The 3,470-nt window shown below is 69.5% G+C and carries 5 protein-coding genes; 3 read left to right on the top strand and 2 right to left on the bottom strand.

From position 1 onward, the window contains the following. A partial coding sequence (locus ACLEQD_RS39515; RefSeq protein WP_410391091.1) for a hypothetical protein occupies positions 1 to 225 on the bottom strand: 225 nt, incomplete at its 3' end. 92 nt (positions 226 to 317) lie between these two features. Between ACLEQD_RS39515 and ACLEQD_RS39520 the strand changes: the two genes are divergently transcribed. Together ACLEQD_RS39520 and ACLEQD_RS39525 are read left to right on the top strand one after the other, a co-directional pair. Then, positions 318 to 1,172 (top strand): lysophospholipid acyltransferase family protein, encoded by an 855-nt coding sequence (locus tag ACLEQD_RS39520; protein ID WP_338264353.1) that lies wholly within the window; start codon positions 318 to 320, stop codon positions 1,170 to 1,172. Next, positions 1,169 to 2,134, top strand: coding sequence for an NAD-dependent epimerase/dehydratase family protein (locus ACLEQD_RS39525; RefSeq protein WP_171422180.1), 966 nt, complete (start codon positions 1,169 to 1,171; stop codon positions 2,132 to 2,134). Before ACLEQD_RS39520 ends, ACLEQD_RS39525 begins: the two co-directional genes overlap by 4 nt. A 358-nt stretch (positions 2,135 to 2,492) precedes the next feature. Here the strand turns inward: ACLEQD_RS39525 and ACLEQD_RS39530 are convergent, their stop codons facing one another. Continuing rightward, positions 2,493 to 2,912, bottom strand: coding sequence for a hypothetical protein (locus ACLEQD_RS39530; RefSeq protein ID WP_171413207.1), 420 nt, complete (start codon positions 2,910 to 2,912; stop codon positions 2,493 to 2,495). A gap of 92 nt (positions 2,913 to 3,004) precedes the next feature. Here ACLEQD_RS39530 and ACLEQD_RS39535 point away from each other — a divergent pair. Next, a partial coding sequence (locus ACLEQD_RS39535; RefSeq protein ID WP_410391092.1) for a tetratricopeptide repeat protein occupies positions 3,005 to 3,470 on the top strand: 466 nt, incomplete at its 3' end.

The following is a 3,470-nucleotide window of genomic DNA, read 5'->3' on the forward strand; positions in this document are numbered from 1 at the left end:
GGCTCGCGCGTCCAGGCCGGGCGCCCGGGCCCGCTGGGGCACCGCCGTGTTCACCGCCAGGGTGTTGCCCGTCCTTGACGGGGGGGCCTGGGGCTGGAAGTCGCTGACGTTGGACGGCAGCCGGCCCGCGGACACCCCGGAGGCGAGCGTCAGCACCGTGGCGGCGACGGTGGAGCCGGGGGCGGACGTCCGGGAGGGGGGCGAGGGCTTGGGCGGGATGCGCATGGGGGACCTTCCGGCGGATTATCGTCAGAAGGGGGGCGCGGGTTGTCCGGCGCACTCCCGGTGCGCATGCCGGGGTGCTAAGGAGCCAGCCCATGCTGGAGCGTTTCAGCGACAAGGTGAAGAAGGGCCTGCGCGGCTGGACCGAGCGCATGGCCGGCGAGCAGCAATCCGACCACCTCCAGGCCCTGGCCCGGACAGAGAACGAGTACGGGGTGGATCCGTTCGGGTTCAACCTGGACTACAGCCTGGCCGCCATCGCCCCGTTCATGTGGCTCTACCGCCACTACTTCCGGGTGGAGGCCTACGGCGCGGACCGCATCCCCGCGGGGAGGGTGCTGCTGGTGTCCAACCACTCCGGCCAGCTGCCCCTGGACGGCGCGATGATTGGCATTGCCCTGATGGTGGAGGGCAACCCGCCGCGCGCCATCCGCAGCATGGTGGAGAAGTGGGTGCCGTCCCTGCCGTACGTCTCCACGTTCATGGCGCGCGTGGGCCAGATTGTCGGCACGCCGGAGAACTGCCGGCGGCTGCTGGAAGCGGAGGAGGCCATCCTCGTGTTCCCGGAGGGTACGCGCGGGCTCAACAAGCTGTGGCCCCAGCGCTACCAGCTCCAGGAGTTCGGCCTGGGCTTCATGCGGCTGGCGCTGGAGACGAACACGCCCATCGTGCCCATCGCCGTGGTGGGCGCGGAGGAGCAGGCCCCCGCGCTGATGAACCTGAAGCCGGTGGCGAAGCTGCTGGGCTTCCCGTCCTTCCCCATCACCCCCACGGGCACGCCCTTCCCGCTGCCCACGAAGTACCGCATCTACTTCGGCGACGCGCTCCACTTCACCGGCCGCGCGGACGACGAGGACAGCGAACTGGACAAGAAGGTGCGCACCGTGAAGGCCTCCATCCAGGCGATGCTCCACCAGGGTCTCAAGGAACGCCGGGGCGTGTTCTGGTGAGCGCGACGAACGAGGAGAAGGAGTCCGGCGCGGTGGACAAGCGCCCGGCCGTCGTCGTCACCGGCATCAGCGGCAACCTGGGCCGCACGCTGGCGAAGCAGCTGCACAAGCGCGAGCGCATCATCGGCATCGACCGGCGCCCCTTCGTGGGCAAGCCGAAGGACGTCGAGATGCACCAGCTGGACCTGCGCAAGAAGAAGGCGGAGGACGTCTTCCGCAAGAACGAAATCCGCGCCGTCATCCACATGGGCATCATGCATGACCCGCGCATGAGCGAGGAGGAGCACCACTCGTTCAACGTCGTGGGGACCACGCGCCTGTTGGAGTACTGCGCGAAGTACGGCGTGAAGAAGGTGGTGGTGCTGTCCTCGGCCAACGTCTACGGCCCCAGCCCGGACAACTCCAACTTCCTCACGGAGGACGCGCCGCTGATGGCCGCCAGCCGCTTCTCCGGCGTGCGCGACCTCATCGAAGTGGACATGCTGGCGCACAGCTTCTTCTGGAAGCACCCCGACATCGAGACGGTCATCCTGCGGCCCGTCCACATCGTCGGGCCCACCATCAAGAACGCGCCGTCCCACTACCTGCGCCTGCGCTACCCGTGGACCATGGCGGGCTTCGACCCGATGGTGCAGCTCATCCACGTGGAGGACGTGGCCCGCGCCATGATGGAGGCCCTGCGCCCGGAGCCCAAGGGCGTCTACAACGTCGTCGGCCCCGGCCAGGTGCCCCTGTCCGCGGTGCTGCGCGAGCTGGGCAGCACCCCCATCCCCGTGCCGCACCCGGTGGCCCGGCCGCTGCTGGGCCTGATGTTCCGCTACCGGCTGGCCAACTTCCCGCCGCCGGAGCTGGACCACATCCAGTTCCTCTGCGCCGTGGACGGCAACCGGTGGGTCCAGGACGTGGGCTGGAAGGCCCAGCACTCCATGCGCGACACCATCCGCTCCGTCATCGGCGAGTAGCCGGAGGGTCGCGGCTTTTCGTGGGGCCCGCCGACAGTTCCCTGACAGGCCTGTCAGGGGGGACGTGGCGGCATGGCAGGGAGGGCCTGACAGCACTGTCAGGCATGGGACGGTGAGGACGGGGAGTGAGGCCCGGCAAGTGCCTGATTTCCCGTGGGAACCCGGGGTGGGGCAGGGGGGCGCGGGGGTTGGCACCGGCATTGCTCTAGAAGCCAGGCAACACGGCGGGGTCGCAGCGGGCCGGAAGTACCGCGCGACATCGTCACCCTGGTAGGGGGTTCCATTGGGGAACCCTCGACGCCCATCGTCTCGGCCGGCCCCGAGACGGTGGGCGATTTTTTTGCGGGCTCGGCGGCGCCTACTCCAGCTCGCCCGCGAAGGGGCCCGACTGCTGCTTCTCCAGCAGCCAGACGCCGTCCCGGAAGACGAACTCCGAGGTGACGGAGTCGGTCTGCTCGCTGACGGAGGGCAGGCGCATCCACTGGATGCGGCTGTGGACGGTGGCGTGGCGGCCGTCTTCGGCGAGCTTCACGTCCTCGATTTCGAAGTCGGTGACGGTGAGGTCGCGCTCGTCGTGGAGGGCGCGGCGCTGGCGCTCGAAGTCCTGGCGCTCCTCGGGGACGAGGAAGCCGGCGAGGGCGCGGTAGTTCCTCCAGCGCAGGTTCTTGTGGAAGCCCTCCACGACGGGGCGGAGCTCTTCCAGGTCCGACTTGGGTGGCGTGTGGGCACAGGCCCCACCGAGGACCAGGGCAACCATCAGGGCAGGCAGGCGTTTCATGCGCGCGACGCTACCAGCCGCTGGGCGGAACGGACGAGGGCAGTGGTATGGTCCGCGCTCCCCCGCTTAGCGCACCGGAGTCGCGACTCAACATGGCCAAGTCGATGGTGGAGCGTTACGAGCAGCTCCTCCGGCAGGACCCGACCTCTTCCGTCTTCGTGGAGCTGGCGAAGGCGCTGCTGGAGAAGGGAGACGCGGCGCGCACCATCGAGGTGTGTACGCAGGGCATCTCCCACCACCCCACGTCCACCGTGGGGCGGGTGCTGTGGGGCAAGGCCCTCATCCAGCTGGGGCGGCCCGCGGAGGCGATGGAGCAGTTCGACCAGGCCATCGCCATCGAGCGGGACAACCCGTACGCCTACAACCTCATTGGCGACGTGCTGCTGCAGCGCGGGCTGTACCGCTCCGCGCTGCCGATCCTGCGCAAGGCCGTGGCGCTGCAGCCCAACAACGGGCGCGTGAAGCAGTGGCTGGACCAGGCCCAGCAGGCGCTGTCCGGCGGCCCGCGCCCATCTTCGAGGACCTGGGCATCCTGGCGACCCGGCGGCGCCCGCGGAG

It is taken from the genome of Corallococcus sp. 4LFB (genome assembly GCF_046520365.1).
Classification (GTDB): Bacteria; Myxococcota; Myxococcia; order Myxococcales; family Myxococcaceae; genus Corallococcus; species Corallococcus caeni.

Coding starts and splice junctions, on each gene's coding strand:
- ACLEQD_RS39520 (WP_338264353.1), top strand. CDS start 318: ATGCTGGAGCGTTTCAGCGACAAGGTGAAGAAGGGCCTGCGCGGCTGG.
- ACLEQD_RS39530 (WP_171413207.1), bottom strand. CDS start 2,912: ATGAAACGCCTGCCTGCCCTGATGGTTGCCCTGGTCCTCGGTGGGGCC.